The sequence below is a fragment of the Photobacterium rosenbergii genome (genome assembly GCF_003026455.1).
GTDB lineage: Bacteria > Pseudomonadota > Gammaproteobacteria > Enterobacterales > Vibrionaceae > Photobacterium > Photobacterium rosenbergii.
Map to the genome: position 1 here is coordinate 29,222 of NZ_PYMB01000026.1, position 25,304 is coordinate 54,525.

General features: G+C 51.9%; 30 protein-coding genes and 1 other RNA gene. 21 read left to right on the forward strand and 10 right to left on the reverse strand.

What is annotated here, in order from left to right; all coding sequences use genetic code 11:
• Positions 1-42: 42 nt before the first annotated feature.
• A complete protein-coding gene (locus C9J01_RS25450; RefSeq protein ID WP_107300898.1) occupies positions 43-741 on the forward strand; it encodes an oxidative stress defense protein in 699 nt (232 codons plus the stop codon).
• A gap of 307 nt (positions 742-1,048) precedes the next feature.
• On the opposite strand, the gene serA is transcribed toward C9J01_RS25450, so the two are convergent.
• The 5 genes from serA to zapA all read right to left on the reverse strand — a co-directional run bounded on the left by serA (position 1,049) and on the right by zapA (position 4,625).
• Positions 1,049-2,278, reverse strand: coding sequence for a phosphoglycerate dehydrogenase (serA, locus tag C9J01_RS25455; protein ID WP_107300899.1), 1,230 nt, complete (start codon positions 2,276-2,278; stop codon positions 1,049-1,051).
• A 275-nt stretch (positions 2,279-2,553) separates the two neighbouring features.
• Positions 2,554-3,213 carry a ribose-5-phosphate isomerase RpiA gene (gene rpiA, locus C9J01_RS25460; RefSeq protein WP_107300900.1) on the reverse strand — a complete coding sequence of 220 codons (660 nt, stop codon included), beginning with the start codon at positions 3,211-3,213 and terminating at the stop codon, positions 2,554-2,556.
• A gap of 233 nt (positions 3,214-3,446) precedes the next feature.
• Entirely contained in the window at positions 3,447-4,049 is a 603-nt protein-coding gene (locus tag C9J01_RS25465) for a 5-formyltetrahydrofolate cyclo-ligase (protein WP_107300901.1), read from the reverse strand.
• An 83-nt stretch (positions 4,050-4,132) separates the two neighbouring features.
• Positions 4,133-4,315, reverse strand: a non-coding RNA gene (gene ssrS / locus C9J01_RS25470) — 6S RNA.
• Positions 4,316-4,322: 7 nt separating this feature from the next.
• Complete coding sequence (gene zapA / locus C9J01_RS25475; RefSeq protein WP_107300902.1) at positions 4,323-4,625, reverse strand: cell division protein ZapA; 303 nt, start codon at positions 4,623-4,625, stop codon at positions 4,323-4,325.
• 266 nt (positions 4,626-4,891) lie between these two features.
• Here zapA and C9J01_RS25480 point away from each other — a divergent pair, with 266 nt between their 5' ends.
• The 4 genes from C9J01_RS25480 to gcvH all read left to right on the forward strand — a co-directional run bounded on the left by C9J01_RS25480 (position 4,892) and on the right by gcvH (position 8,679).
• Positions 4,892-5,518: a UPF0149 family protein gene (locus C9J01_RS25480; protein WP_107300903.1), complete on the forward strand. Its 627-nt coding sequence runs from the start codon at positions 4,892-4,894 to the stop codon at positions 5,516-5,518.
• Positions 5,519-5,546: 28 nt separating this feature from the next.
• Positions 5,547-6,734: a 2-octaprenyl-6-methoxyphenyl hydroxylase gene (ubiH, locus tag C9J01_RS25485; protein WP_107300904.1), complete on the forward strand. Its 1,188-nt coding sequence runs from the start codon at positions 5,547-5,549 to the stop codon at positions 6,732-6,734.
• A 2-nt stretch (positions 6,735-6,736) separates the two neighbouring features.
• Positions 6,737-7,945: an FAD-dependent 2-octaprenylphenol hydroxylase gene (locus tag C9J01_RS25490; RefSeq protein WP_201797868.1), complete on the forward strand. Its 1,209-nt coding sequence runs from the start codon at positions 6,737-6,739 to the stop codon at positions 7,943-7,945.
• Between the two features lie 350 nt (positions 7,946-8,295).
• Entirely contained in the window at positions 8,296-8,679 is a 384-nt protein-coding gene (gcvH, locus tag C9J01_RS25495; RefSeq protein WP_315902082.1) for a glycine cleavage system protein GcvH, read from the forward strand.
• A 68-nt stretch (positions 8,680-8,747) separates the two neighbouring features.
• On the opposite strand, the gene C9J01_RS25500 is transcribed toward gcvH, so the two are convergent.
• Positions 8,748-8,948, reverse strand: a complete 201-nt coding sequence (locus tag C9J01_RS25500) for a DUF1107 domain-containing protein (RefSeq protein WP_107300926.1) — start codon at positions 8,946-8,948, stop codon at positions 8,748-8,750.
• 462 nt (positions 8,949-9,410) lie between these two features.
• On the opposite strand from C9J01_RS25500, the gene C9J01_RS25505 reads away from it, so the two are divergent.
• From C9J01_RS25505 to nqrM, 3 genes are read left to right on the forward strand one after another with little or no spacing between them, the layout of a single operon-like run.
• Positions 9,411-9,725 carry a DUF134 domain-containing protein gene (locus tag C9J01_RS25505; RefSeq protein WP_107300906.1) on the forward strand — a complete coding sequence of 105 codons (315 nt, stop codon included), beginning with the start codon at positions 9,411-9,413 and terminating at the stop codon, positions 9,723-9,725.
• The gene (locus C9J01_RS25510) at positions 9,716-10,192 is read left to right on the forward strand and encodes a NifB/NifX family molybdenum-iron cluster-binding protein (RefSeq protein ID WP_107300907.1); all 477 of its coding nucleotides are present in this window, start codon (positions 9,716-9,718) and stop codon (positions 10,190-10,192) included. Before C9J01_RS25505 ends, C9J01_RS25510 begins: the two co-directional genes overlap by 10 nt.
• On the forward strand, positions 10,189-10,386 hold the full coding sequence (gene nqrM, locus C9J01_RS25515) for a (Na+)-NQR maturation NqrM (RefSeq protein WP_107300908.1): 198 nt from the start codon (positions 10,189-10,191) through the stop codon (positions 10,384-10,386). Before C9J01_RS25510 ends, nqrM begins: the two co-directional genes overlap by 4 nt.
• Before the next feature lie 51 nt (positions 10,387-10,437).
• On the opposite strand, the gene C9J01_RS25520 is transcribed toward nqrM, so the two are convergent.
• Genes C9J01_RS25520 through ygfZ form a run of 3 tightly spaced genes read right to left on the reverse strand, consistent with a single transcriptional unit; the run spans position 10,438 to position 12,833 of the window.
• Positions 10,438-11,376 carry a LysR substrate-binding domain-containing protein gene (locus C9J01_RS25520; RefSeq protein ID WP_107300909.1) on the reverse strand — a complete coding sequence of 313 codons (939 nt, stop codon included), beginning with the start codon at positions 11,374-11,376 and terminating at the stop codon, positions 10,438-10,440.
• An 11-nt stretch (positions 11,377-11,387) separates the two neighbouring features.
• Positions 11,388-11,849 (reverse strand): aminoacyl-tRNA deacylase, encoded by a 462-nt coding sequence (locus tag C9J01_RS25525; RefSeq protein WP_107300910.1) that lies wholly within the window; start codon positions 11,847-11,849, stop codon positions 11,388-11,390.
• 3 nt (positions 11,850-11,852) lie between these two features.
• Positions 11,853-12,833 carry a tRNA-modifying protein YgfZ gene (gene ygfZ / locus C9J01_RS25530; RefSeq protein ID WP_107300911.1) on the reverse strand — a complete coding sequence of 327 codons (981 nt, stop codon included), beginning with the start codon at positions 12,831-12,833 and terminating at the stop codon, positions 11,853-11,855.
• A 304-nt stretch (positions 12,834-13,137) separates the two neighbouring features.
• On the opposite strand from ygfZ, the gene C9J01_RS25535 reads away from it, so the two are divergent.
• Together C9J01_RS25535 and C9J01_RS30180 are read left to right on the forward strand one after the other, a co-directional pair.
• Positions 13,138-13,398, forward strand: a complete 261-nt coding sequence (locus C9J01_RS25535; RefSeq protein ID WP_107300912.1) for an FAD assembly factor SdhE — start codon at positions 13,138-13,140, stop codon at positions 13,396-13,398.
• Positions 13,346-13,795 carry a protein YgfX gene (locus tag C9J01_RS30180; RefSeq protein ID WP_419687844.1) on the forward strand — a complete coding sequence of 150 codons (450 nt, stop codon included), beginning with the start codon at positions 13,346-13,348 and terminating at the stop codon, positions 13,793-13,795. The genes C9J01_RS25535 and C9J01_RS30180 overlap by 53 nt, the downstream gene beginning before the upstream one ends.
• A gap of 61 nt (positions 13,796-13,856) precedes the next feature.
• On the opposite strand, the gene nadB is transcribed toward C9J01_RS30180, so the two are convergent.
• Complete coding sequence (gene nadB, locus C9J01_RS25540) at positions 13,857-15,473, reverse strand: L-aspartate oxidase (protein WP_107300913.1); 1,617 nt, start codon at positions 15,471-15,473, stop codon at positions 13,857-13,859.
• A gap of 401 nt (positions 15,474-15,874) precedes the next feature.
• Between nadB and rpoE the strand changes: the two genes are divergently transcribed.
• The 11 genes from rpoE (at position 15,875) to acpS (ending at position 24,983) form a co-directional block, all read left to right on the forward strand.
• Positions 15,875-16,453, forward strand: coding sequence for an RNA polymerase sigma factor RpoE (rpoE, locus tag C9J01_RS25545; RefSeq protein WP_039465260.1), 579 nt, complete (start codon positions 15,875-15,877; stop codon positions 16,451-16,453).
• Positions 16,454-16,476: 23 nt separating this feature from the next.
• On the forward strand, positions 16,477-17,136 hold the full coding sequence (locus C9J01_RS25550) for an RseA family anti-sigma factor (RefSeq protein WP_107300914.1): 660 nt from the start codon (positions 16,477-16,479) through the stop codon (positions 17,134-17,136).
• Positions 17,137-17,150: 14 nt separating this feature from the next.
• Complete coding sequence (gene rseB, locus C9J01_RS25555) at positions 17,151-18,125, forward strand: sigma-E factor regulatory protein RseB (RefSeq protein WP_107300915.1); 975 nt, start codon at positions 17,151-17,153, stop codon at positions 18,123-18,125.
• A complete protein-coding gene (locus C9J01_RS25560) occupies positions 18,122-18,619 on the forward strand; it encodes a SoxR reducing system RseC family protein (protein ID WP_107300916.1) in 498 nt (165 codons plus the stop codon). Before rseB ends, C9J01_RS25560 begins: the two co-directional genes overlap by 4 nt.
• Before the next feature lie 79 nt (positions 18,620-18,698).
• Positions 18,699-20,495, forward strand: coding sequence for a translation elongation factor 4 (gene lepA, locus C9J01_RS25565; protein ID WP_107300917.1), 1,797 nt, complete (start codon positions 18,699-18,701; stop codon positions 20,493-20,495).
• A gap of 174 nt (positions 20,496-20,669) precedes the next feature.
• Positions 20,670-21,569, forward strand: a complete 900-nt coding sequence (gene lepB / locus C9J01_RS25570; RefSeq protein WP_107300918.1) for a signal peptidase I — start codon at positions 20,670-20,672, stop codon at positions 21,567-21,569.
• A gap of 10 nt (positions 21,570-21,579) precedes the next feature.
• Positions 21,580-22,254, forward strand: a complete 675-nt coding sequence (gene rnc, locus C9J01_RS25575; RefSeq protein WP_107300919.1) for a ribonuclease III — start codon at positions 21,580-21,582, stop codon at positions 22,252-22,254.
• Positions 22,251-23,156, forward strand: a complete 906-nt coding sequence (gene era / locus C9J01_RS25580) for a GTPase Era (RefSeq protein WP_107300920.1) — start codon at positions 22,251-22,253, stop codon at positions 23,154-23,156. The genes rnc and era overlap by 4 nt, the downstream gene beginning before the upstream one ends.
• Before the next feature lie 8 nt (positions 23,157-23,164).
• Positions 23,165-23,875: a DNA repair protein RecO gene (gene recO / locus C9J01_RS25585; protein WP_107300921.1), complete on the forward strand. Its 711-nt coding sequence runs from the start codon at positions 23,165-23,167 to the stop codon at positions 23,873-23,875.
• Positions 23,872-24,603 carry a pyridoxine 5'-phosphate synthase gene (gene pdxJ / locus C9J01_RS25590; protein ID WP_107300922.1) on the forward strand — a complete coding sequence of 244 codons (732 nt, stop codon included), beginning with the start codon at positions 23,872-23,874 and terminating at the stop codon, positions 24,601-24,603. The genes recO and pdxJ overlap by 4 nt, the downstream gene beginning before the upstream one ends.
• Positions 24,603-24,983 (forward strand): holo-ACP synthase, encoded by a 381-nt coding sequence (gene acpS, locus C9J01_RS25595; protein WP_107300923.1) that lies wholly within the window; start codon positions 24,603-24,605, stop codon positions 24,981-24,983. Before pdxJ ends, acpS begins: the two co-directional genes overlap by 1 nt.
• Positions 24,984-25,304 lie beyond the last annotated feature (321 nt).

The following is a 25,304-nucleotide window of genomic DNA, read 5'->3' on the forward strand; positions in this document are numbered from 1 at the left end:
ACAAAGCATGAAAAATAGACTCGGATAATAGGAATAAGACAGATGAAAAAACAACTTATCGCAGTGATGTTAGGGTTGGGTTTAATGGGCACCAGTGGTATCGCTGCGGCCTCGGTCAGTGTTCCGCATTTGCAGACAACGGGTAACGGCGAAGTGACGGCCCAGCCGGATATGGCAGTCTTTTCCGTGGCAGTAGAAGAAATACGCCCAACCGCCAAAGAAGCCAAGCAGGCAGTGGATAAAGCGGTAGCAGCCTTTGTTGCCCGTTTGCTTGATGAAGGTATCGCGCGTAACCAGATCCAAAGTGCGAATATCAGCCTCCAGCCACAATACCATTACCCGAAAGACAAAGAACCTGAGCTCAAGGGCTACCGTGCCAGCCGCCATGTGACGGTGACGGTCAATGAGTTGGATAATCTCAATACCTACCTAGATAGCGCGTTGGGCGACGGTATCAACCGCATCAATAACATTGAGCTCAAGGTCAGCAACGAAGACGAATATTTGGAGCAAGCACGCCAAGCTGCTATCAAGGATGCTATCGCCAAGGCTGAATCACTGGCCAAAGGTTTCGGTGAGTCATTGGATGGGGTATGGCAGATCTCTTATCAAGCTAGCCAACCTCGCCCGATGATGATGCGCATGGCGATGGACGCAGCTCCAGAGAGTGCAGTGAGCTATCAGGATACCGAAATTACCATCCGCGACCGTGTAGATGTGGTGTTTAAGTTGGAAGAGTAGGGCAGAGCGGGGCTATGGTACTAAGGTACTGTGGCCCTATGGGGTAAGAGCGCCCCTTGGGATCTATGGACTTTAGGCCGGTGCTATGGAAAGTAGAGGTGTTACGCTTCAGTATGGGTAGCTGGGAGCAATGGTTTTTTTGAATTACAGCTTGTAACAAAGCACAGTTCGGAGAGTCTTCCCACAGAACCACAGAACCACAGAACCACAGAACCACAGAACTACAGAACCACAGAACCACAGAACCGCAGCCATAAACCAAAGGAGAGCATTCGCTCTCCTTTGTCGTATAGGGCGTCGTTCGTGCTTAGTGCAGGATACGGGCGCGGATCGTGCCGTCGATAGCTTTAAGCTTGGTGAGGGCATGCTCCGAGCGCTCGGTCTCAACGTCGATAACTACGTAGCCGATTTCCGGGCCGGTTTGCAGGTACTGGGCTGCAATGTTGATCCCTTCCGAGGCAAAGATAGTGGTGATTTGGTTAAGGATACCTGGGCGGTTTTCGTGAATGTGCAGCAAGCGCGAGCAGTCTTTGTGCTCTGGCAGCGAAACTTCCGGGAAGCCAACAGCTGACAGGGTAGAACCGTTGTCTGAGTATTTCGCCATCTTACCTGCCACTTCCACACCAATGTTGGCCTGGGCTTCTTGGGTCGAACCACCGATATGCGGCGTCAGCAGCACATTGTCGTATTTTGTCAACGGGCTTTCGAACAGGTCGCTGTTGGTTTTCGGTTCAACCGGGAATACGTCGACAGCGGCGCCGGCAATATGGTTGCTTTCCAGTGCACTGCATAGGGAGTCAATATCCACTACGGTACCGCGGGCGGCATTGATGAAGATAGAGCCAGGCTTCATACGGGCAAACTCTTCAGCACCCATCATATCCTGGGTTTCCGGCGTTTCCGGTACGTGCAGGCTGATCACATCACACTTGTTAAGTAGCTCGGTCATGGATGGTACTTGGGTGGCATTGCCCAGTGACAGTTTGTTTTCGATGTCGTAGAAGTACACTTTCATACCAAGGTTTTCAGCCAGGATACCTAGTTGGGTACCGATGTGGCCGTAACCAATGATGCCCAAGCGCTTGCCACGGGCTTCGAAAGAGTGAACAGCGGATTTGAACCATTCGCCACGGTGCGCTTTGGCATTTTTCTCAGGGATACCGCGCAATAGCAGCAGGATTTCACCCAGTACCAGCTCAGCCACGCTTCGGGTATTGGAGAACGGTGCATTGAACACTGGGATACCGCGCTTGGCAGCAGCATCCAAGTCAACTTGGTTGGTACCGATACAGAAACAGCCAACGGCAATCAGCTTTTGTGCTGTGCTGAAGACTTCTTCAGTTAGTTGGGTACGGGAGCGGATGCCAACGAAATGGGCGTCTTCAATGGCGGAGAGCAGTTCGTCACCGGATAGGGAGCCTTTGTGGTATTCGATGTTGCTGTAGCCCGCCTGCTGTAGCACCTCGATTGCAGAAGGGTGGACACCTTCTAACAGCAGGATCTTTATTTTGTCTTTTTCCAGTGAAACTTTAGCCATTGATACTCATCCTTAACGCTGGGGGCTGAGGGGCTCATGGGAGCCGGGCATTGGCAGGAAAAGGAAGGAATAGATTTCCTGTGTACGGGCTGTCCATGAGCACCACATTCGTATTGCTTACATGCTGACAGTTAAGTTACCAAAAAATGACCAGAATGGGTAAGAATATTACAGGATTGATAATAAAAAACGGCATATATTATGCCGTTTTGAAAGTGGGTAACGCATAAAGCGCCTTTTGCCTTGTATACCAAGGCAAAAAAGGGGCTAGGCGATTACTTTTCGAATTTTTTCACGCCGTCAGGGCTACCAACAAGCAGTACGTCAGCACCACGGTGGGCAAATAGGCCAACGGTCACCACGCCTGGAAGGGCGTTGATTTTGTCTTCCATTGCTTTTGGATCGGTGATTGCCATGTTGTGGACATCAAGGATCACGTTGCCGTTGTCAGTCACACAGCCTTCGCGGTATTCCGGATCACCACCTAGTTTCACCAGTTCACGGCCAATGTAAGAGCGAGCCATTGGGATCACTTCTACTGGCAATGGGAATTTACCTAGAACATCTACCTGCTTGGTGTCATCGACGATACAGATAAATTGTTTGGCAATTGCTGCAACAATCTTTTCGCGGGTCAGGGCTGCGCCACCGCCTTTGATCATGTCGTAATCGCCGTTGATTTCGTCTGCGCCGTCAACATAAATATCAAGGCTAGACACTTCGTTGGCATCAAATACTGGGATACCGATTTTCTCAAGGCGCTCGGTTGAAGCGACAGAGCTTGATACTGCACCTTTGATTTCTTCTTTGCGGGTAGCCAAAGCATCGATGAAGTGATTAACCGTCGAGCCAGTACCGACACCGACAATGCTGCCTTTCTTAACGTATTCTAGAGCAGCCCAGCCAGCAGCTTTTTTCATTTCATCTTGTGTCATGCTTATCTCCTAGTGATGACAAACGTTGCGCGGAGCGCTGATTATAGCCAAATCACTGTCTGGCGTCAGTCCCTATCTGGCTCGATAACCGCAACCTTAGTTGGAGAAAAAAGACAATTCTATTAATAACATAGGGTTAAGTGGTGCGATGTGGCACAGAAAAACCAAACGTTTGCGTTGGTCGGTGGATAATCAACCGATATATTGGCTTGGCTTATAAGGTTAGCGGGTACTTACCAATGGAAGTGGTATGACGGGGTGATGATTTCTGGTAGCGGCACATCCCAAGCCTCGAAAGGCAGGCTGTCGACTTGTTGGCAATCATGGGCCAAGCCGACCGGGCGCGGGCCGCGTTGCTCACTGTGCCACAGGCTAAGGGTGCGATCGTAATAGCCGCCTCCCATACCAAGGCGCTGGCCGGTATTGTCAAACGCGACTAAGGGGGTACAAATAACATCCAGCTCTGGGACAGGTTTTACAAGCCGGATGTCCAGTGCAGGCTCTTGGATACCATAACGGTTGGTCGTCATGCGCGTTGTAGGTGTGTAGTGGAGGAACAGCAGATGCCCTTTGCAAAACGGGTGCAGGACCGGCAGGTAGACATCTTTGCCTTGTTGCCACAGCCACTCGATAACCGGCATCGTATTTAATTCGCCGTCATTGGCAAGGTATAAGGCAATGTGCTGGGCATCAAGGAGGCTGGTGGCCTGCTTGCAATGCTCGAGTAAATCCCGGGCTGCTAATGTCTGCTGAGCAGGAGTTAGCTGGCGCCTGCGCTCTCGTGTTTGTTTACGAAGTTGTTGCCGGGTGGCTGATGCAGGAACCGCAGATCTCATAGGTCGTCCAGTGACAATAGGTTCTGTGGGAAAGAAGGTTGATGGCTCTCAGCATGGAAAGTGCTGCTGGCTCATCTGAAAAGGTATGCCCCAAGGTGCCGTTGCGAATTGTGGCCCTTGAACCAGATGTTCAAGGTGGATCAGCAACATTAACCGTAGGCTTCTCGGTACGGGCCGAGCATGCTCAATAGCTAATCAAAGCTGATCCTGGGTTTTTGCTTATCGGCTCGGGGACGTTAATCCGCTGACGCACACCCCAGGGTCAATTCATTATCAACGCTTTGGCTGATATTGCAATGCTTTCTCCAATAAATCTTCCATCTCATTGATTCTATTGGATAGTTTTTCAGCATTGCGTTGTTGTTCTTGGCGTTCGCTATGCAACTCGTTACAAATGTTCAAACCGGTAAACATTAGCAGCTGTTCGGCGTTGGTGATCTTGGTCCGTTCGGAAAGATCTTTCAAGCGCTGATCAAAATCGGCGGCTGCTGCACGCAGGGCGTCTTCCTGGCCTGCTGGGCAATTCACCTTGAAGGTGCGGCCATATACCTGAATTTCTACTGCCTGGTTACTCATAAATGTTTAATCTGCTCCGTGCCAGATCGTCCAATTTGGCATTCCGCTGCGATACGCACTAGGAGGCCCAATATAGAAAAAGCCCTATCAACATGCAAGCGGGCCCGTCATGCTTTAGACCTAAATCTGTCTAATTAATCAGATATTAACCAGATTGAGGCAAACATCAGCCTCAGACTCTATAAATGCCGAGTGACTGATCTTTTGGTTAAGTGGTAGCATACCACAAAGACGATTTACACCCACGACAATAAGGTGAACAGCCCATGAGCGACGTAAAACTTCCAGCCTACGAAACCCTGGAGCCAATGCTGAAAGAGCAAGGCTTGGCCGTGACCCCGTCGGAGTTGCATGGCCTTCTCTGCGGGATGATTTGTGGTGGTATGGCTGTTGACGGAGAGCAATGGCTGGCACCGGTTAGCGACTATGCCAACCAAGGTGATGCGCTGACCGATGGCGCAAAAATGGTGGTTCGCTCGGTATTCGATGCCGCGTCGGCTGAGTTGGGCGGTTTGACCCAGACTTTGTTTACTTCGACTGCAGCAGAGTTGGCCGAGATGGAGTTTGATGTGGACCTGCTGTTGCCTGCTGAGGGGAGTGAACTGATGCTCCGCGCAGAGGCCCTGAGCGAGTGGGTGACCAATTTTATCTCCGGCCTTGGTCTGATGGGCATGGACAAGAAGCAATTGTCTGATGATGTGACGGAAGCCGTTGCAGCCTTGGAAGAAATTGCCCAATTGGGTATCGATGAAGATGAAGATATGCAAGAGCAGGCAATGCTGTTCGACAATGTGGTGGCTTATGTGCCGGAATGCGTGTTGACGTGTTTGGTTGGCCTGAGCCAGCGCGGTGATGTTGAAGACGAAGCAGCAGAAAAGCCAACTCTTCACTAAGTGCAGGATTGACAGTTAAGGGACGGATGTGAAGCAGTACGATGTCGTGATAGCCGGCGGTGCAATGGCCGGTGCAACCTTGGCAATAGCATTGGATAAACTTGGTGGCAGCAAGCTCAAGATTGCTGTTGTAGAAGCGGTGGAGCCGAAGCTGGATCACCACCCTGGCTATGATGCACGCAGTATCGCCCTGTCATTAGGCTCGGCTCAGTTGCTAGAGAGTATTGGCTGCTGGCAGGCATTATCAGCTGTAGCGACGGCTATTTCCCAGATCCATGTATCCGATCGTGGCCATGCGGGGATGGTTCACCTCGATGCCCGTGAGCAGGCTGTTGATGCCTTGGGGTATGTGGTTGAGCTGGCAGATGCTGGCCGGATCTTCCATCAAAAGCTGGCAAAGCTTGATCAGGTTGATCTGCTGTGCCCTTCGAGGATCGCCGAGATCGAACGCCACCAGAACGGTGTGGACTTGGTGCTGGACAATGGTGAGCAATTGCAGAGCCGCTTGGTAGTGGCAGCAGACGGTGCTTTGTCTTCAGTCTGTGACATGCTGGGGGTAGGCCGCAGTGAGCACGATTTCGACCAAGTGGCGGTAATTGCCAATGTCAGCACTGATGAGGCACATCAAGGGAGGGCGTTTGAGCGTTTTACCCCGCATGGGCCGGTGGCCTTGCTGCCAATGTCTGAGGGGCGGAGCTCCTTGGTGTGGTGCATCCGCCCGGACGTGCAAGATGAAGTGATGGGCTGGAGCGACGCTGAGTTCCTTGCAAATTTGCAGCAGGCATTTGGTTGGCGTTTGGGCCGCTTGAGCCAAACCGGTGTGCGTCATGCCTACCCGCTCTTGTTGCGTCAGTCCCAACGTTTGACCTCGCACCGGGTTGCCGTGGTTGGCAATGCAGCGCAGACCCTGCACCCGATTGCCGGCCAAGGTTTCAACCTTGGTTTACGTGATGTGATGAGCCTAGCCGAGGAAGTCTGCAAGGAGTGGGCGCTATCAGGTGATGCCGGGCATACCCGGGCCCTGAGTCGTTATCGCCAGCGCAGAGAGCCGGATCGTGAGGCTACGGTGGGAATGACTGCTGGACTGGTTGGTGTGTTCGCCAACGACAGCATGCCTTTTGTTGCTGGTCGTAACCTTGGCCTAATGGCGATGGACTGTGTAGATGTATTAAAAGCCCCGCTGGTTAGGCGGGCGATGGGACAGGTAGATAGATAATCATGATGCAAAGTGTTGATGTCGCTATTATCGGCGGCGGTATGGTCGGTCTTACTCTCGCGGCAGCCTTGGCAGATACCGAGCTGCGGGTGGCAGTAATCGAAGGCAAGTTGCCTGAGCCTGAGTTGGCACCGCTTCCTGATGTCCGCGTATCGGCGTTGAGCCGTGCCAGTGAACGAATCCTACGTCGTGTTGGCGCTTGGGAGGGGATTGCTGCCCGGCGGATGGCGCCGTATAGCAAGATGCAGGTCTGGGAGCAGGATAGCTTTGCAAATATTGCCTTCGATGCTGCGCGGTTGGCTCAGCCTGATTTGGGCCATATCGTTGAAAACCGGGTGATCCAGCTGTCATTGATGGATTGTGTCAAGCAACTGCCTAACGTAACCCTGCTGGCGCCGGAGCGTTGCCAGAGTATTGCCTTTGGCGAGAGCGAAGCCTGGCTGAGCCTGGAGTCGGGCAAAAACCTCACGGCTAAGCTGGTGGTAGGGGCTGATGGTGCCAACTCTTGGGTTCGTCAGCAGTTGGATATTCCCCTGACCCATTGGGATTATGGCCATAGTGCTTTGGTAGCCAATATCCGCTGTAGCGAAGCACACCAAGATACCGCCCGTCAGGTTTTCCGTCCGGAAGGGCCGTTGGCCTTCTTGCCTCTGGCTGAGCCGGATCTGTGCTCTATTGTATGGTCACTGCCGCCGGAAGAAGCCAGTCGTATGTGCGAATTGCCCGAGCAGGAATTCAACAAGCGTTTGACCACAGCGTTCGACAATCGCCTTGGCCTTTGCAAGGTCGAGGGAGAGCGTCAAGCCTTCCCGCTCAAGATGCGATATGCCCGTGACTTTGTCCGCGAGCGTGTGGCACTTGTTGGTGATGCAGCGCATACCATCCATCCGCTGGCAGGTCAGGGGGTAAACCTTGGCTTGTTGGATGCTGCGAGCTTGGCCCAGGAGCTAAAGCAATTGTGGCTGGCTGAGAAAGATATTGGCCGCCAGGGGCACTTGCGCCATTACGAGCGCTGGCGTAAAGCGGAAGCGGCTAAAATGATTGCGGCGATGCAAGGTTTCAGGGACTTGTTTGATGGTAGCCACCCAGCGAAAAAGTTGGTGCGAGACCTGGGAATGCTGATTGCCGACAAGGCGCCGGGCTTGAAGGATGAGTTTATGCGCCGTGCCTTGGGGTTAAGCGGTGAGCTGCCGGAGTTGGCTCGCTACTGACCATGGTGATCTGTTAGCAGACTATAAATGAAAACCGTCGTCAGGCGGTTTTTTTGTGCCTGCTATATTGTCTGCTTAGCCCGTTAAGGCTTTCAAAACAGAACCTTAATTTTATCTCTGTACTTTCGTTCAAGGAAATGACAAAAAATTGTTATCCAATTTAGTTATTTTCTCCTACATTAAATATCAGGAAAAAACAGAGCTGGCAGTAACCGGCCCAGGCATTATTTTTCAGCTTGTTAGCCATAACAAATACTCGCTTTTGCTCTCCCGTGCGATCACTGATACTGCTGGCCCATATTGAGAGTGGCGATAGGCAGGCTTTCATAAGGAAGTTTACTATGAGCGATATTCCCTCTGAGTTGAGATATACCAATACCCATGAATGGGTCCGCCCCGAAGGTGACGGGGTCTTTACCGTTGGGCTGACTGATCATGCCCAGTCGTTATTGGGTGATATGGTGTTTGTTGATTTGCCGGAAATTGATGCGGCGACTGAAGCAGGTGAAGACTGCGCGGTTGCTGAATCGGTCAAGGCGGCTTCGGATATCTACGCACCACTATCGGGCTTTGTGATCGCTATCAATGAAGATTTAGAAGGCTCGCCAGAGCTAGTTAATAGTGATCCCTACGGTGATGGCTGGTTGTTCCAGCTCAAGGTGGAAGACGAAGGGGAATTTGCAGATTTGCTCGATGCCGATAGCTACACGGATCTGGTCGATGAAGATGATTAGTCGATAACGTTTTATTGGCTGGTAGATAAAAGAAAAGCCCGTGATGGGCTTTTCTTTTGCTTGCGAGATTAGCAGTCCTTGAGGCGGCGAATTTCCTGATTGATTTCACTTACCGTTTGGTAATGCCGTTGCTGTGCCTTCACTGGTACTAGCAACTGGCCGTTATTGAACTCATAGCCGCCCCGACCGTCAATGTAGATCCTTCCACTGAATAAACGACTTACGTGCTTTGCGATCATCTTGGGCACGTAGCGTTTGAACATCCGCATAGTTAGCCAACCTTTCCTTTTGTTTTTGACGGTTTGAATTATAAAACAATGCGCATGATGCTTTTGTGATGTCTTCAGCATAATAGGGATGTTAAATAACTATATATTCAACGTTTCTTTTATATGTTACTGCCAAATTGGTGTTTTATTCTTTTGTTTTATGATCTGAATTAAGTTATTGAGAGCGAATATTATTCACGCTTTTGTGCATGTTATTCATTAAATTAAATACTTTTAGGGACTTAGAACGGTTATTTGATGAGTTGGGCAAAAAAGCATCGATTTTGGCGGTGAAAAAAGCGCCAAAAATGAAAGCAATAAAATGAAAGGCGTCGTGCTACATAGAGGAAAATGCTGATTGTGATAACTGGACTGATCAGCAAGAAAGCTGCTTTGGATCAAAGATTATTATTGGCATATGCCAATAATAACGTTTTTTAGCCATCAACATATTAGTGAGCTATGCCTAGACCGAAAATCCAGCGCCGGATCCGATGCCGGCCAGCTTACAGCTGTTTTAAGCCCAATGGAGTACCGATGTCGGCGCTAGAAGCTCTGCCATTGGCCGCCGATGAGCTCGAAGCATTGCGGTTAGTTGACCTTAATGGCCTCAGCCAGCAAGACGCTGCCCGTGAGCTTGGGGTTTCCCGCCAGACGTTGGGCAATATCGTGTCATTGGCAAGGCACAAAGTAGCAACCGCTCTGGTTAAGGGGATGGCGCTAGAACTGGACACTCAGGTCCAGTCAGATAAGGAAAAGGAGCCATCATGTCAGTAGCCATTGCTGTCACCCCCAACCATGAAGTTGCGGGACATTTCGGAAAAGCCGCCAGCTTTGTTGTTTTTGACGATCAAGGGCAGCAGATCGCCGAGTTAGTTAACCAAGGACGCAAAGCGGTAGGTTGCAAGCATAAAAAGCAGCTTCAGGCCCAATTGGCTGCGTACAATGTAAAAACAATACTGCTTGGTAATGTTGGCCAGCGCTCGCTAGCTCGTTTGCTAGGGGCAGGGTTTGAGGTATTCCGGGTACCCAATAGGACACCGCTTCAAGATGTCCTTGTCGGGAAAGCCTTTCGTGAGCCACTGCTATCAGCGGATCAGGGACGGCCTTGCAAACGAGAGAAAGGAGCTTGTGGTTGTGGCTGCGGCAGCAAGAAAACCGTGAAACCCGCTAAAATAGGAATGACAGTCAGCGGTAATACCAACTTGCAGGGACTGACCAAGATTGGAGGTTTCAAGCTATGACCTATTTGTTGACAGTGCTGATTTTTCTACTGGTCATTGGTGCGATGGCGATTGGCTGGGTTTTTCGTAAGAAAGCGATCCAGGGGAGCTGTGGCGGCCTGGCTAATGTCGGGGTTGATAAGGAATGTGGCTGTAAGGAGCCGTGTGACGAACACAAGCTCTACCAAATCAGTGAGCCTGAGTCGAAAAAGTGACCGACGATGGGATGGAAAAGCGCAGAGTGATCTGCGCTTTTTTTGTGGACGTTAACTGGCTTTGCGTAGCTCTTCGACCCGCTGGGTAACCGCATCCCCCACACACTGGCGTAGCCACTCTAGGCGAGGGTGGTTGGTGTTACGGCGCAGCCACAGCATATTGATATCAAAGTCAGGGATATCAACAGGGGGGCGGCACTGGCTCAGGTTATCGTGGAAGACATCGAGTTTGGCCATCAGGGTAGAAACAACGCATAACAGATCCCGTCCGCTCAATAGGTGGCGGATGGTTAGGAAACTGCTGGAGCCCACCGCAATCTGGCGCTGGAACCCTTGTTGCTGTAACTGGCTATCGACATTGGTCTGCAGTTTGCCGTCAGGGGACACCAAGGCTTGTGGCGTCTGGATATAGCGCGCCAGATCAATGGGTGAAGTTAGGCCCGTTGCCTTGGCGTCGAACAGGCAAACATGATCTTCGGTGTACAGGTATTGGCTGTCGAATTCATGGGGCAGGTTGGTCATTGAGCCGATGATCAGATCGATTTTCTGACTCTCGGTAGCCTGCTGGTAGTTGTTGCGATCGACATTGCAGAAGCTGAGTTGGCTGTGCGGGGCAGCCTGGCGGATCGCATCGAACAGTGCAGGGGCAAACAAAAGTTCGGCATAGTCGGTCAGGCCTATCCGGAAGGTGCCCTGATACTCGTCAGCAGAGAATTTGTCCGGCTGTAGGATCTCGCTGGTGACCAGTTGCAAGATATGCTCAACAACCGGGGTGAGTTCGATGGCTTTTTCGGTGGCGATCATCTGGTGGCCGCGGCGCTCGAACAAAGGGTCATCAAGTAGGGCACGCAGCCGTGATAAATTGTGGCTCATGGCCGACTGGCCGATAGACAATTTGGCGGCGGCCTTGGTGACACTTCGGGTTTCCATCAGCGCCGAGAAAGCGACCAGCAGATTGAGGTCAATGCCTCGCCAATTGATATTGTTCATGCCTCTCCAGTTTAACGACAGATATCAGCAAACAGCGGATCACACAGTACCAGCAGATCATCGGTAGCTAGCTCGACGCCCGCCATACGATCGCCACTGCTGATATTGACCAGGGTATGGGCGGTGATTTGGTGATCAAAAATAACGGGTAATGGGCGCTTGAGGCCAATAGGGGCAACGGTGCCTATCACCAAGCCGGTGACTTTCTCGACGTCGCTGGCATCAGCGCAGGTCATCCGGCGGCAGCCGAACATGGCGCGTACTTTTTTTGGATCAACTTGGGCCGGGCCTGGTACACAGGCCAGCACATGGAACCCTCCCATATCCCGCAGCAGGATAGACTTGACCATCTGCTGTGGGTCAACCCCGCGTTCGCGGGCCGCTTCCTCAATGGTTTTAGCGGGCTGGCTATGGGGAAGAAGGCGGTATTCCACGCCTTCTTTATCCAGGTAATGGGTAACCGGGGTATTCATAGCTTATTGGCTGTCATCCAGTGAGTATGGCAAGGCTTGCTGTTGCCAAACACCTTCGGTGCCGGCTAGGCGGAAAGTCGTGCCTTCATCCAGATCGCTTGGCAGAACCACCAACGCGGTAGCTTGGCCATCGTTAAACTGGTAGCCGGCGACAATGGTACCGCCTTTTCGCCAGTTCTCGCCGACGCTGCGCTCCAGGCTGTCACCTGCCTGCGGGCTGTTTTCTGCAGGGCCGCTGACGATGTACATTGCACGCTTGTTGATACCACGGTACTTAGCACGGGCTACTGTCTCCTGGCCGGTGTAGCAACCTTTGGTAAAACTGATGCCGTCCAGCGCCTGCAGGTTCACTGCCTGCGGGATGAACTCAAGCTCGGTTGCCGTATCCACGCGCGGGATCGCCGCAAGGATATCGTACAGATCCCACAAACTGTCATCGCTCAGGACGGCAGAATCAGCAAGTTTGTTGGCAATAACGCCTGCAGCCTCGGCATTGAGTGCGAGTAACCAGCGTTGGCTGTCGACCTTCACTGCAGTACCGCCATCGATAGCACGGACATCGCCTTCACCACCAAACAGTTGTGCGACCTGCGTATCGGCTTCGCTACCTGCAATACCCAGCAGGATATCGTTGCTGGCCTCGATATCGACCTTGGAGAAAATGGCGTACTTTTTCAGTTCAGGTAACTGGGTGTCCATGATGCTGCGACGCTGAAGGAAACCATAGCCATCATTATGGTGGAATAGGCGGAAAACTGTACGAAGCTTGCCTTTGGCATCGCAGTGGCCGGCCAATGTGCTTTGGTCAGCAGCAAGGCCGACGACATCACAGGTTACCTGACCGTGCAGGTATGATTTTTTGTCATCACCGATCAGGGTAACTAGTGCCCAGTTAGATAGCTCAATAAGAGCGAGTGAAGGCAGGGCATCGCCCGAAGATAGGGAGATACGATCAAAGTTGAGGTTTTCAGACCAGTTGCTCATAAGACTTCCAGTTGAGAGACGTTGAAAGATGATGTGCGATTAATTTTCTCTATGTTAAAGCGACTGCTGGAATTTGTCAGCATAATACCCAAGGAAGCGGGTCAGATATTGCGGGCAGCACTGGCTGAATAGGGCAAGCCTTGCAAAATCGATCCCAGCTCTCAACTTGAGGCAATGTTTGTGCTACCTCATGGTCGCTGGCCAGACAGGCTGCTAGTATGGTGGGCATTGTTAACGCCCGGGGCCATTGTTGTTTATTGATGCCTTTATCTGGCTGCCCCTGGATCAGTAATGAGGTTGTAAAATGTTGAGTGCAGACGAAAAAGCACGGGTTAAATGGGCATGCCGCCGCGGTATGCTGGAGTTGGATGTCATTATCATGCCGTTTTTCGAAGAGTGTTTCGATTCGCTCTCTGAGCAAGAGCAACTGGATTTTGTCTCCCTCCTGAAGTGTGATGATCCAGATCTGTTTACTTGGATGATGCAGCACGGCCGCAGTGAAAACCCGGCTCATGCCGCTATGGTCGATAAGATTGTCGCCCACAACAACAGCAAGCTTCGCTGATCTTACCCTAACACCCTCCTACCGATTAATCGGCGCGCTTGCATTGTTATATGCCAGCGCGCTGCTTCTATTGGCGCTCTGTGTGTTGCGCCAGACACTGCCTCTGCCGGCCTTTTTCGCCATCGCCTGGTGGTTGATAGATGAGTGGGGTAAACGTCTAGTAGATGTCTGCAATTTGGTAGGACGGTTGCAGATTTCTGGGCCGGGGGACATTCGTTGGCAGGGCCAAGTTTGGACTTTACGTACCGTTCGAATTCGTACCTCCCAGATTTTACTGTGGCATCTTGAGGGGGAGGGTGGCCGAAGGTGGTTACCGATTTGCCCCGATAGTTGTAATCACGCCGGCTATCGTTCGCTGGCGCTATATTCCCATCACTATCGGGCTATATCCGAATAAAAAAACGAGCGCTTGTGCGCCCGCTTTTTTACCCGTTATTCCTGCAATTGCTCTTAGGTTGTTATAGCTGCTCTGGGACCAATACCGTTGGTTTGGCCTCGCCCGACGTTTCCGGGTGATCGAGGGTATAGTGCAGGCCGAGGCTTTCTTTTCGCTCTAGGGCGCAACGGACCATCAGCTCGGCAACCTGAAGCAGGTTACGCAGCTCGAGCAGGTTGTTCGATACTTTGAAGTTGCTGTAGTACTCGTCGGTTTCGTCTTTGAGAAGTTGGATACGGCGCATGGCTCGCTCAAGACGCTTGGTAGTACGGACAATACCCATGTAGTCCCACATGAACAGGCGCAGCTCGTGCCAGTTGTGCTGGATCACGACTTCTTCATCAGAGCAGCTGACCTGGCTTTCATCCCAGCAAGGCAAGGAAGGTGGCAACTCGACGCTTGCCATTTTTTCGGCAATGCTTTCTGCGGCTGACCATGCATAGACCACACACTCCAGCAATGAGTTGGAGGCCATACGGTTGGCACCGTGTAGGCCGGTGTAGCTCACTTCGCCGATAGCATATAGGCCATCAAGGTCGGTCTGGCCCTGTTTGTCGACAACAACACCGCCACAGGTGTAGTGGGCGGCAGGAACAATAGGGATTGGCTCTTTGGTGATATCAATGCTGAAGGTAAGCAGCTTCTCGTAAATGGTCGGGAAGTGCTTGGTGACGAACTCGGCCGGCTTATGGCTGATATCGAGGTACATGCAATCGGCACCGAGGCGCTTCATTTCGAAGTCGATGGCGCGGGCAACCACATCGCGCGGAGCCAGTTCGCCCCGTTCATCGAAATCTTTCATAAACCGTGAACCGTCCGGGCGGCGCAGGTAGGCGCCTTCACCGCGTAGGGCTTCGGTGAGCAGGAAGTTACGGGCGTCTGGGTGGAACAGGCAAGTAGGGTGGAACTGGTTAAATTCGAGGTTGGCGACACGGCAACCTGCACGCCAGGCCATGGCGATGCCATCACCAGATGAAACATCCGGGTTGGAAGTATATTGGTAGACCTTAGAGGCCCCACCGGTTGCCAGTACGACAAACTTGGCTCTGACCGTCTCTACCGCTTCGAGGTTACGGTTCCAGACATAGGCTCCCAGTATCCGGTTCGGCTGGTCGGTATGGCCCAGTTTGTGGGTGGTGATCAGGTCAAGGGCATTATGGCGTTCCAGCACCTCGATATTTGGGTGGTTGTGAACATTATCCTGTAATGAATTCTGTACTGCCATTCCGGTGGCATCGGCAGCGTGAAGAATACGGCGGTGGCTGTGCCCACCTTCGCGGGTCAAATGGTAACGCGGCGCATCATCGCTGTCGCTTTCCTCGCGGTCAAATGGGACCCCGCCATCGATCAGCCATTGGACACAGTGCTTGGCATTCTCGGCAATGAAGCGCACTACGTCTTCGTCACATAAATGTGCACCGGCTATCTGGGTGTCCTCGACGTGGGAGTCGACACTGTCAGACTCATCGAAGACAGCGGCAATGCCGCCTTGGGCATAGAAGGTTGCTCCTTCGCTACGCGGTCCCTTGCTCAGGACGATCACTTTACCCATGGGTGCCAGTCGAAGGGCCAGTGACAGTCCTGCTGCACCACTACCAACAACAAGTACATCGCATTGATGTTCACGGTTTTCGTTCATAATGATTTCATATCCCTGTGGTAATCCCACTATCTTACCAAATTCCACTCATTTTGTTCATTTTTGACGGATGGTTCACAAATCACCCTTCATAAGCGATATAATGCACAAATCAGCGTTATCAAAGCGTGCATCGAGCAGTCATACTGCTTTAATACAATGGAAAAATCGCGCACTATTATTGAGAAATTATGTTTTCGTCGGGAACTTTGTCAGTAACCCCGGGTCTTAAATAGTGCTCACGCTCATACATTTTTATCATATTGTTTTGATTGAGCATGCCCGTCATAGCTAGGCGGGTTTGGCACAAGGTGTACTAGCAAGAAGAGTTTGTTTTTTGGTTTTTAGCCGGAACAACTGATAAAAGTGCGGGTGAAATTGATATAGGAGTACACGCTCGAATGAGCGAGCAGCAAACTGATCAGGTATTAATTGAGCGGGTACAGCGTGGTGACAAGCAGGCATTTAACTTACTGGTAGTGAAATACCAGAACAAAGTGTGCAACCTGGTTGCCAGATATGTCAGCAACTCTGGTGATGTGCCGGATGTCGCTCAGGAAGCATTTATTAAGGCGTACCGGGCTTTGCCTACCTTCCGGGGGGAGAGTGCGTTTTATACATGGCTGTATCGTATTGCTGTCAATACAGCAAAAAACTATTTAGTGGCTCAGGGGCGCCGTCCGCCTGCCTCCGATGTGGATGCAGAGGATGCGGAATATTATGAAAGTGGCAATGCACTGAAAGAAATTTCGAACCCTGAGAACCAAATGTTGTCTGATGAATTAAGGCGGGTAGTTTTCAGTACCATTGAAGGATTACCGGATGATCTCAAAACTGCGATCACCTTACGCGAGCTGGAAGGCTTAAGCTATGAGGAAATTGCAGAGGTCATGGGGTGTCCCGTCGGTACAGTTCGCTCCCGAATATTTCGTGCGCGAGAGGCGGTTGAAAAACGTATTCGACCTCTTACACAGCGATAGTGTTGGGCCAAACGGTGAAAAAGATGGCTGATAAAGAAAAAATCTCGTCATTGCTTGATGGCGAAGAGCTGGATCAGGGCATTATTAATGCATTGGCTGTCGATGAAGACAGTCAGCAGACCTGGCAGAACTTCAACCTTATTGGTGATGTGATGCGCGGGGAAGCACCGCAAAACAAGGAATGGGATATTGCGGCTAAGGTAGCACTGGCGCTGGAAGATGAACCTGCTCATACAGGTCAGATACAGGCAGAGCCTGCCTCTGTGGTTTCGATTGCCACGGCGCGTGAGGCGCGGGTTGAGGAATCTCAGCCGACACCTCAGCAAGCCAAACGTAAAATGCCGGCTTGGTTAACCCAATTCGGACAGGTCGCGGTTGCCGCAAGTGTTTCTCTGGCAGTGATTGTTGGTGTCCAACAATACAACGGCGGTGAAGAGTCTTTGACTACGTCGACAGGGGAAGCACAACTACCCGTTTTAGAAACTATTCCGTTTGCGGGCACTGCTGAACCTGTAAGTTTGACACGTGATTCTGTTCGCTCGAACCGCCATGCCGGGCCGAGTGAAGAGCAGGTGATGGAACAACGTCGCCGCATCAATGCCATGCTACAGGATTATGAATTACAGCTTCGTCTCAATGCGGAAGACGGTTCTATTGACCGTACTATGCTCGAAGTGAATTAATCGATGGCGGATAAATGAAGAGACTCCTGGTCGGTGTATTGACACTGGTCAGCCTCGCGATGCCGTGCCAAGCCTCTGCGGAAGAACCGGTTTCTTCTGCCGAGGCTTTGTTGCATCAAATGGACGAGGCTAGCCGTAAGCTCAGTTATGAGTTGTCGTATATCTTAATCAAGAAAAACAGTATCGAACCCCTGCGTTATCGCCATGCTCTGGAAGATGGCGAGACCTATGCACACCTTGTTTACCTCAGTGGCCCACCACGAGAAGTGATCCAGCGTGGTGATGAAGTTAGCTACTTCGAACCAGGTTTGGACCCGTTCACCATCGACAGCAACAAGATGGTGGCGCCCTTGCCGCCGATCATGAAAACCGACATCAATGAGCTGGCTGGCTACTACGACTTTATCTCGATGGGGCGTGCCCGAGAGGCAGGCGTAGCTTGTGATGTGGTACGTATTGCGCCTAAAGATGGTGCCCGCTATTCCTACCTGTTGTGGATTGATACTCGCAGCAAATTGGTGATGCGTGCCGACTTACTCGACCGTGACGGCGAGCCGCTGGAGCAGTACCGCGCGGTATCGTATGTCATCAACCCGAAAGTGGCCGATGTACTGAAAAGCTTGAAAACGGTTGAGCTACCCGCCGTAGTGCAACTACCTCCTCAGCCACAGGCCGAACTTGATTGGCAGGTGAATTGGCTACCTCAAGGTTTCGAGTCGATTTCCCGCAATCGTCACCGGCTGATGATGACCGAGCGCCCAGTCGAGAGCAAAATGTACAGCGATGGCCTGTTCAGTTTCTCCATTTATATCTCTTCGGCAGATAACTTTACTGTTAGGGAGCAATTGGTGCGCCAAGGCCGCCGTACCCTGCACAGCTATCTGATGAACGACAAAGAAGTCACGGTGGTTGGGGACATCCCTCCAGCAACAGCACGCCGGGTAGCGGAGTCTGTGGTGTTTGATGCGGCGGGGAGCCAAACCCCATGATGCGCTCCCTCGCTGAAGTGATTGCTGCCAAGCCCGGCGAGATCACTGTCAGCTGTCAGCAGCAAACGAGTTGCGGCAGCTGTGCTTCCCGCGATAGCTGCGGTACCGGCATTGTCAGCAAGGCATTGCCGGGACGCCAGCACCAACTCAAAATAGCGACCGATAAACCGGCCAAGGTCGGTGATGTGGTCGAAATCGGTTTGTCCGAACGCAGTATGCTTCATTCCGCCGCACTGGTTTATGTGCTGCCTTTGCTATGCTTAGTGCTAGGTGCAGCACTGGGCCAGTGGTGGTTTGTGGTGCTGGCTGGTGGCGGAGAGTTGGGAGTGATCCTGACTGCGCTTGGCTGTGCAGCCTTTGGTTTATGGCTGGCAAGGCGTCTGGCGGTGCGGGTTGAAGGGGATTTAGCCTACAAACCTCACCTTATTCGGGTACTGGGAAGTCCGGTTTCTGCAGAGTTGGCGATAAATGGCGCATCGAAAGATAGCGACTAGCGGCGAAATTCGGTAGAATCCGTCAACTTGATCTGTAGATCCCATTCATTTATTAATCACGAGTTAGTCACGCCAATTCATGAAGCACATTCGTAACTTTTCGATTATTGCACATATCGACCATGGTAAGTCGACCCTATCCGACCGTCTGATTCAAGTCTGTGGCGGCCTTTCCGATCGTGAAATGGCTGCTCAGGTTCTTGATTCCATGGATCTTGAACGCGAACGCGGTATTACCATCAAGGCTCAGAGCGTGACGCTCGACTATAAAGCCAAAGATGGTGAAACCTATCAGCTTAACTTTATCGACACCCCGGGACACGTAGACTTCTCATACGAAGTATCTCGCTCCCTGGCGGCCTGTGAAGGTGCGCTGCTGGTAGTTGATGCCGGCCAAGGGGTAGAAGCCCAGACATTGGCTAACTGTTACACCGCCATCGAAATGGATCTGGAAGTAGTGCCAATCTTGAACAAGATTGACCTACCAGCTGCCGATCCTGAGCGCGTAGCAGAAGAGATTGAAGAAATCGTTGGTATCGACGCCCTGGAAGCAACTCGCTGTTCAGCGAAGACTGGTTTGGGTGTTGAGGATGTTCTAGAGAACATCGTTACTGCGATCCCTGCGCCGGAAGGCGACCCTGAAGCACCGCTTCAGGCACTGATCATCGACTCTTGGTTCGATAACTACCTTGGTGTTGTTTCTTTGGTTCGTATCAAAAACGGTCAACTGAAGAAGAATGACAAGATCAAGGTTATGAGTACTGGCCAGGTTTGGGGTGTAGACCGTATCGGTATCTTCACACCGAAACAGGTTGATACAGATATCCTGCGTACCGGTGAGGTAGGTTGGGTTGTTTGTGGTATCAAGGACATCCTTGGTGCGCCAGTCGGTGATACCTTGACTCATGCCAAGCATGGCAGTGAGACACCGTTGCCAGGTTTCCAGAAAGTGAAGCCTCAGGTTTACGCTGGCCTATTCCCGGTATCTTCTGACGATTACGAGAACTTCCGTGATGCACTGGGCAAGCTGAGCCTGAATGATGCTTCACTGTTCTACGAGCCAGAAAGCTCTGCAGCATTGGGCTTCGGTTTCCGTTGTGGCTTCCTAGGGATGCTACACATGGAAATTATCCAGGAGCGCTTGGAGCGTGAATACGACCTGGATCTGATCACCACGGCACCGACAGTAGTGTACGAGGTGAAGAAGACCGATGGCACCCAGATCTACGTTGATAGCCCGTCTAAGCTACCGGCTGTGAATGACATTGAAGTTGTCGGTGAGCCTATCGCCCGCTGTAACATCCTGGTACCGAGTGAATACCTGGGTAACGTGATCACCCTATGTGTTGAGAAGCGTGGTATGCAGGTGGATATGGTTTACCACGGCAACCAGGTTGCTCTGACATACGATATCCCGATGTCAGAAGTTGTTCTGGATTTCTTCGACCGCCTGAAGTCAACGTCTCGTGGCTACGCGTCACTGGATTACAACTTCCAGCGCTATGAAGAATCTGACATGGTACGTGTCGATATCCTGCTTAACGGCGACCGTGTTGATGCGCTGGCGATTATCACTCACAAAGATAATGCTCAGTACCGTGGTCGTGACCTGGTTGAGAAAATGAAGGAATTCATTCCTCGCCAGATGTTCGATATCGCTATCCAGGCGGCTATCGGCAACCACATCATCGCGCGTTCGACGGTGAAGCAGTTGCGTAAGAACGTTATCGCCAAGTGTTACGGTGGTGACGTGAGCCGTAAGAAGAAACTCCTGCAGAAGCAGAAGGAAGGTAAGAAGCGAATGAAGCAGATCGGTAACGTCGAACTGCCACAGGAAGCTTTCCTTGCTATCTTGCACGTAGGTAAAGACAAGTAATTATAACTTATTGTTATCTCTGGACGCTTTTGTGTTCACCTTGCTACCATTAGCAAAGACATTGATAACAAAATCAATGCAGCAGGCCCGTCTTGCTGCATTGTTATATCGAGTGGGCTGTAACGGCATACGCTGCTGCCGCCCGCTCGGTAATTGATATAAGTAGGGAAGATAATGGCAAATACTTTTTCGCTTATCCTGGTGCTGGCAACATTGGTGACCGGGATCATTTGGGCTTTGGATAAATTTATCTGGGCGCCAAAACGTCAATTGAAAATTGAAGCGGCGGCAGCCAATGCCGGCGATCAGGTGGATGCTAAAACCCTACAGGCCGTGGCACCGCAACCGAGTTGGGTAGAATCTGCCAGCTCGATGTTTCCGGTGATCGCGCTCATTATGGTATTTCGCTCATTTATTTATGAGCCGTTCCAGATCCCATCCGGTTCGATGATGCCAACCTTGCTGGTTGGTGATTTTATTCTGGTTGAGAAGTTTGCCTATGGTCTGAAAGACCCGGTTTTCCGTCATCAAATGATTGAAACCGGTGAGCCAGAGCGTGGTGATATCGTGGTATTCAAGTACCCGCCTCAGCCAAACATCGATTACATCAAGCGTGTTGTTGGCTTGCCGGGCGATACCGTTCGCTACAGTGCCCACAAGCAAATTTGTGTGGCAGCGAAAGGGTCTAACGAGTGTAAGCCAGTACCGTTGACAGAGATGACCGACAGCGAATTTAGCCAGGGTATGACCCGTTTGGTGCAGTTCAACGAGCAGTTGGGCGAGCATGAGCACCAAATCCTAGTTCATCCGCTTAAGCGTGACCGTACATTGGCTTATCAGCCACGTCCGGGTGTTAGCGAGTGGGTGGTACCAGAAGGCCAGTACTTCGTGATGGGTGACAACCGCGACAACAGTGCAGATAGCCGTTACTGGGGCTTCGTACCTGAAGCTAACCTAGTGGGCAAAGCGGTCGGGATCTGGATCAGCTTTGAGTTTGAACGAGGTGCTGACAGTGCACTTCCATCTTGGATTCCTACCGGTGTGCGATTCAGTCGCATCGGTGGCATAAACTGATCGGGAAAAAATGACCACTCCTGCAAACAGACTTCAGCGTAAGCTGGGTTACCAATTTAACAATCTAGACTTGCTGACTTTGGCGCTGACACACCGCAGTGCCAACGGGACACACAACGAACGCCTTGAGTTCCTGGGTGACTCGATCCTCAGCTTCGTGATCGCTGACGACCTTTACCACCGCTTCCCGGCAGTGGATGAGGGTGATATGAGCCGCATGCGTGCCACCTTGGTGCGTGGTAAAACATTGGCAGAGCTGGGTCGTGAGTTCGACTTAGGTGATCACTTGCTGCTTGGCCCCGGTGAGCTTAAGAGCGGTGGTTTCCGCCGTGATTCGATCTTGGCCGACTGTGTTGAGGCAATCATCGGTGCTATCTACCTTGATAGTGATATCGAAAATGTCCGTGGTATCGTGCTGCGTTGGTACCAGTCTCGCCTTGAAACGATCAAGCCGGGTATCAACCAGAAAGATCCAAAAACCCGCCTGCAGGAATGCCTGCAGGGGCGTCGCCAGCCATTGCCAGTTTATACTGTGACTAAGGTACATGGTGAGGCACACAACCAAGAGTTTACGGTGCAGTGTGAAGTGGCAGGTTTGGAGAAACCTGTTATCGGTAAAGGCGGCAGTCGGCGCAAGGCAGAGCAGGCAGCGGCAGAAATTGCACTTAAGCAGTTGGAATCATGACAGATAAGCAACATTGTGGCTTTATTGCCATCGTCGGTCGCCCGAACGTTGGTAAATCGACGCTCCTGAACCGTTTGGTCGGCCAGAAGCTCTCTATCACTTCGCGTAAACCCCAGACTACACGCCACCGCATTATGGGTGTTGATACCCGTGACGGTTATCAGGCGGTTTACGTTGATACCCCGGGTCTTCACATCGAAGAAAAGCGTACCATCAACCGTTTGATGAACCGTGCAGCTAGCAGTTCGTTGACCGATGTTGAGTTGGTGCTGTTCTTGGTTGACGGCACTATGTGGACCAAAGACGACGAGATGGTACTCAACAAGCTGGCCAAGTCGGGCCTGCGTACGGTGCTGTTGGTCAACAAGGTCGACAATGTCAAAGACAAACATGAGCTGTTCCCGCACCTGCAGGAGCTGTCGAGCAAGATGGAATTTGTCGATGTGGTGCCGGTATCGGCGAAGCATGGCACTAACATCGATGCGGTTGAAAAGATCGTTCGTGAACACTTGCCGGAATGTGAGTACTACTTCCCTGAAGAGTATGTAACAGACCGCTCCCAGCGTTTCATGGCATCAGAGATCATCCGTGAGAAGCTGATGCGCTTTACCGGTGACGAGCTTCCGTACTCTATCACGGTAGAAATCGAGCGCTTTGACTACAACCCGGATACCGACGGCTTTGATATCAATGGCCTGATCCTGGTTGAGCGTAAGGGCCAGAAGAAAATGGTGATCGGCAAGGGTGGTGACAAGATCAAGACCATCGGCCGTGAAGCACGTATCGACATGGAAGACCTATTCGAGCGCAAGGTTTACCTTGAGCTATGGGTGAAAGTGAAATCCGGTTGGGCGGATGACGAACGTGCCCTGCGTAGCCTAGGCTATATTGACGATCTATAAGGTAGCGAATGGAAGGGCTTCAGCGTTGTTTTGTCCTTCATACTCGTCCTTATAGCGAGACGAGCCTGATCCTCGACGTCTTTAGCGAGGACTCAGGCCGTCTTACCCTTCTTTCGAAGGGGGCGCGCCGCAAGCGCTCCAACCTCAAAGGGGCGCTCCAGCCTTTTACCCCACTCTTCATGAAATGGTCCGGCAAGGGCAGCATGCCCGTATTAACCCATGCCGAGCCGATCAGTATCGGCCTGCCTATGCGCAGCTATATCCTTTATTCTGCCATGTACGTCAACGAGTTGTTGGCAAGGGTGCTGGAAACCGATACCCCTTATCCTGTGCTGTTTCTGGATTACCTGAATGTGCTGCGTGAGTTGGCACAGGCGGAGAATCCAGAGCCTGCACTACGCCGTTTTGAACTGGCTTTGCTGGATCATCTCGGCTATGGTGTGGACTTCCTCCATTGTGCGGGCAGCGGCCTGCCGGTGGATGACACCATGACTTATAACTACCGGGAACAGCGCGGGTTTATTGCCTCGCTGACGGTCGGCCAGCTGACCTTCACCGGTGGACAACTCAAGGCGATTGCCGCAAGGCGGTTCGAGAACCCGGATCAGCTCCGGGCAGCGAAGCGCTTTACCCGTATCGCCCTGAAGCCTTATCTTGGCGGCAAACCATTAAAAAGCAGGGAATTGTTTATCCCTAGAGGAAGGAGTACCGGAAAATGAACAACATCTTACTCGGCGTGAATATCGACCATATTGCGACTCTACGTAATGCCCGTGGCACCCGTTATCCTGATCCGGTGCACGCGGCTGAGGTGGCTGAGCGTGCCGGAGCAGACGGTATTACCATCCACCTGCGCGAAGACCGCCGCCATATTACCGATCGCGACGTACGCATCCTGCGCGAGACTATCCAGACCCGCATGAACCTTGAAATGGCCGTGACCGATGAGATGGTCCAGATCGCGCTGGATACCAAACCGGAATTCGTTTGCCTGGTACCAGAGAAGCGTGAAGAGCTGACTACCGAAGGCGGCTTGGATGTGGCGGGCCAGCTAGAGAAAATCAAAGCGGCAACGGCAACGCTGAGTGAAGCTGGAATCAAAGTGTCTCTGTTTATCGATGCAGACCGTGCCCAGATTGATGCGGCAGTTGCCTGCGGCGCGCCTTACATCGAGCTACATACCGGTCATTACGCTGATGCCGAAACAGAAGAAGAGCAACAGGCAGAGCTGAAGAAGATTGCTGCGGCTGCAAGTTACGCTGACGATCAGGGTATCAAGGTCAACGCTGGCCATGGTCTGACTTACCACAACGTCAAGCCAATCGCGGCGTTGCCTGAACTGTACGAGCTCAATATCGGCCACTCTATCATTGGCCGTGCGGTGTTTGATGGTTTGGAAAAAGCGGTTGCAGATATGCGCGCTGAAATGCTGAGTGCCCGCCGCTAATGGCCATTGTTGGCCTAGGAACAGACATCGCCGATATCGAGCGGGTGGAGAAAGCCTTCGCCCGTACCGGCGATGCCTTTGCCCAGCGCCTGCTGGCCCCGAGTGAGTACGAGGTTTACCAATCCTTCAAACAGCAGGGCCGCTATTTGGCCAAGCGCTTTGCGGTCAAGGAAGCAGCCTCGAAAGCACTGGGCACAGGTATTGCCTGCGGGGTCACCTTCCACGATTTCACCGTGACCAACGACGAGCGCGGCAAGCCCCTGCTAGCCTTGTCGGGCAAGGCCGCAGAGCTAGCTGAAGCAATGGGCGTAAACCACGTCCACTTGACGATTGCCGACGAGAAGAAGTACGCAGTCGCGACGGTGGTGTTGGAAACCTAAAGCGGCACTGGGAAGAGCGGGTCCTAGGCTCTGGGGCAGAGCAAAGAGCTAAAAAAAGCGAGTCGGTTGACTCGCTTTTTTGTATGGCACTTGGACCTAGGAAGGGATGGCCCTTGGTCCTTGGAAAAGTAGCAAGAGCTAAATATAAGGGTGAAGAACTTGATGTCGAAGCGCTACTAGTAAACAGTTTTTGCACCTGATGTGACTCCCTAAAAGTAGACACCTCTTTATCAGGAATAAGAGGTGTTCATATGAAAGTTGTAAGTCGACGAAGTTTTTCTGATGAGTTTAAGCTTGCTGCAGTTCAAGAATCTATCGATT

What these genes read in the sequence shown, in the direction of transcription:
- C9J01_RS25450 (WP_107300898.1), top strand. Translation starts at nt 43, where the DNA reads ATGAAAAAACAACTTATCGCAGTGATGTTAGGGTTGGGTTTAATGGGC.
- serA (WP_107300899.1), bottom strand. Translation starts at nt 2,278, where the DNA reads ATGGCTAAAGTTTCACTGGAAAAAGACAAAATAAAGATCCTGCTGTTA.
- rpiA (WP_107300900.1), bottom strand. Translation starts at nt 3,213, where the DNA reads ATGACACAAGATGAAATGAAAAAAGCTGCTGGCTGGGCTGCTCTAGAA.
- C9J01_RS25465 (WP_107300901.1), bottom strand. Translation starts at nt 4,049, where the DNA reads ATGAGATCTGCGGTTCCTGCATCAGCCACCCGGCAACAACTTCGTAAA.
- zapA (WP_107300902.1), bottom strand. Translation starts at nt 4,625, where the DNA reads ATGAGTAACCAGGCAGTAGAAATTCAGGTATATGGCCGCACCTTCAAG.
- C9J01_RS25480 (WP_107300903.1), top strand. Translation starts at nt 4,892, where the DNA reads ATGAGCGACGTAAAACTTCCAGCCTACGAAACCCTGGAGCCAATGCTG.
- C9J01_RS25490 (WP_201797868.1), top strand. Translation starts at nt 6,737, where the DNA reads ATGATGCAAAGTGTTGATGTCGCTATTATCGGCGGCGGTATGGTCGGT.
- C9J01_RS25500 (WP_107300926.1), bottom strand. Translation starts at nt 8,948, where the DNA reads ATGCGGATGTTCAAACGCTACGTGCCCAAGATGATCGCAAAGCACGTA.
- C9J01_RS25505 (WP_107300906.1), top strand. Translation starts at nt 9,411, where the DNA reads ATGCCTAGACCGAAAATCCAGCGCCGGATCCGATGCCGGCCAGCTTAC.
- C9J01_RS25510 (WP_107300907.1), top strand. Translation starts at nt 9,716, where the DNA reads ATGTCAGTAGCCATTGCTGTCACCCCCAACCATGAAGTTGCGGGACAT.
- nqrM (WP_107300908.1), top strand. Translation starts at nt 10,189, where the DNA reads ATGACCTATTTGTTGACAGTGCTGATTTTTCTACTGGTCATTGGTGCG.
- C9J01_RS25520 (WP_107300909.1), bottom strand. Translation starts at nt 11,376, where the DNA reads ATGAACAATATCAATTGGCGAGGCATTGACCTCAATCTGCTGGTCGCT.
- C9J01_RS25525 (WP_107300910.1), bottom strand. Translation starts at nt 11,849, where the DNA reads ATGAATACCCCGGTTACCCATTACCTGGATAAAGAAGGCGTGGAATAC.
- ygfZ (WP_107300911.1), bottom strand. Translation starts at nt 12,833, where the DNA reads ATGAGCAACTGGTCTGAAAACCTCAACTTTGATCGTATCTCCCTATCT.
- C9J01_RS25535 (WP_107300912.1), top strand. Translation starts at nt 13,138, where the DNA reads ATGTTGAGTGCAGACGAAAAAGCACGGGTTAAATGGGCATGCCGCCGC.
- C9J01_RS30180 (WP_419687844.1), top strand. Translation starts at nt 13,346, where the DNA reads ATGCCGCTATGGTCGATAAGATTGTCGCCCACAACAACAGCAAGCTTC.
- nadB (WP_107300913.1), bottom strand. Translation starts at nt 15,473, where the DNA reads ATGAACGAAAACCGTGAACATCAATGCGATGTACTTGTTGTTGGTAGT.
- rpoE (WP_039465260.1), top strand. Translation starts at nt 15,875, where the DNA reads ATGAGCGAGCAGCAAACTGATCAGGTATTAATTGAGCGGGTACAGCGT.
- C9J01_RS25550 (WP_107300914.1), top strand. Translation starts at nt 16,477, where the DNA reads ATGGCTGATAAAGAAAAAATCTCGTCATTGCTTGATGGCGAAGAGCTG.
- rseB (WP_107300915.1), top strand. Translation starts at nt 17,151, where the DNA reads ATGAAGAGACTCCTGGTCGGTGTATTGACACTGGTCAGCCTCGCGATG.
- C9J01_RS25560 (WP_107300916.1), top strand. Translation starts at nt 18,122, where the DNA reads ATGATGCGCTCCCTCGCTGAAGTGATTGCTGCCAAGCCCGGCGAGATC.
- lepA (WP_107300917.1), top strand. Translation starts at nt 18,699, where the DNA reads ATGAAGCACATTCGTAACTTTTCGATTATTGCACATATCGACCATGGT.
- lepB (WP_107300918.1), top strand. Translation starts at nt 20,670, where the DNA reads ATGGCAAATACTTTTTCGCTTATCCTGGTGCTGGCAACATTGGTGACC.
- rnc (WP_107300919.1), top strand. Translation starts at nt 21,580, where the DNA reads ATGACCACTCCTGCAAACAGACTTCAGCGTAAGCTGGGTTACCAATTT.
- era (WP_107300920.1), top strand. Translation starts at nt 22,251, where the DNA reads ATGACAGATAAGCAACATTGTGGCTTTATTGCCATCGTCGGTCGCCCG.
- recO (WP_107300921.1), top strand. Translation starts at nt 23,165, where the DNA reads ATGGAAGGGCTTCAGCGTTGTTTTGTCCTTCATACTCGTCCTTATAGC.
- pdxJ (WP_107300922.1), top strand. Translation starts at nt 23,872, where the DNA reads ATGAACAACATCTTACTCGGCGTGAATATCGACCATATTGCGACTCTA.
- acpS (WP_107300923.1), top strand. Translation starts at nt 24,603, where the DNA reads ATGGCCATTGTTGGCCTAGGAACAGACATCGCCGATATCGAGCGGGTG.